The organism is Lentilactobacillus parafarraginis DSM 18390 = JCM 14109 (assembly GCF_001435895.1).
In the GTDB taxonomy this organism is placed as follows: Bacteria; Bacillota; Bacilli; order Lactobacillales; family Lactobacillaceae; genus Lentilactobacillus; species Lentilactobacillus parafarraginis.
Genome location: NZ_AZFZ01000187.1, coordinates 1 through 875, shown reverse-complemented (window position 1 = coordinate 875; position 875 = coordinate 1). Strand labels below are relative to the sequence as shown.

Here is an 875-nt window from a genome sequence, read left to right as displayed (position 1 = left end):
AGAACCTGTTTTTAATCTTTGTTAGACCGAATTCCTTTTGATATAATTTTATTAAAAAGGTGATTTTAGATGATTGGTTATCCCAGTGACATTACGCGTCAGCAATTTGAACTAATTCGACCTGACTTAGAAGCTGTGCGCCAACGCACGCGACCACGCCAAGTGGATCTCTACGAGATCTTTAATGCCGTTCTCTATATTCTCCGTACTGGATCTCAATGGCGTCAGTTACCCCATGACTTTCCCAAGTGGCAAACGGCTTATGGTTACTTCCGTCGCTGGTCAGAACCAATTGATGAAGTTGGCCATAGCCAGTTAGATTTAATCTTAAAAAAATTGTCGATCAAGGCCGATTACGCATGGGTCGTTCGGCACCCACTTCATTCATCATTTTAGATGCCCAAAGTGTCAAGAATACTGAAGCAGCCGAAAACAAGGGCTATGATGGTGGTAAAAAAGTTTCCGGCATCAAACGCCATCTCGCCGTGGATATCAATGGTTGGCCGCAGGCCATTCATATCACAACAGCCAACGTTTCTGAACGTGACGGTGCAGCGGCGTTACTGGCTTTAAACTCAGAGCAATTTCGTTTGGTTAAACGAGTGATGGCTGATGGTGGTTACACCGGAGAAAACTTTGCAGGCTTGGTTCAAAACATGATTGGTGCTGAAATGATCATCGCAAAACAAAGTGATTTGAAGCATGGGCGAATAACCCCACAACGATGGGTGGTTGAACGATCCTTTAGTTGGTTAGATAAGTGTCGGCGCCTATGGCGCAACTGTGAACGCTATCTACAAACTAGTCGGATTATGGTAGCTTTAGCCTTCATTAGGCTTTTATTGAAACGTTATTAAAGATTAAAAACAGGTTCT

Annotated in this window: 1 protein-coding gene; it reads left to right on the top strand. The window is 43.4% G+C overall.

Annotation, left to right across the window (positions count from 1 at the left end; translation table 11 throughout):
- The first annotated feature begins 69 nt into the window (after positions 1 to 69).
- Positions 70 to 857 (top strand): IS5 family transposase gene (locus tag FD47_RS15250; protein ID WP_156404173.1). Its coding sequence is split into 2 segments (ribosomal slippage): positions 70 to 349 and positions 349 to 857, totalling 789 coding nucleotides; the frame shifts between segments, so codons are not numbered across the junction.
- Positions 858 to 875: the final 18 nt, after the last annotated feature.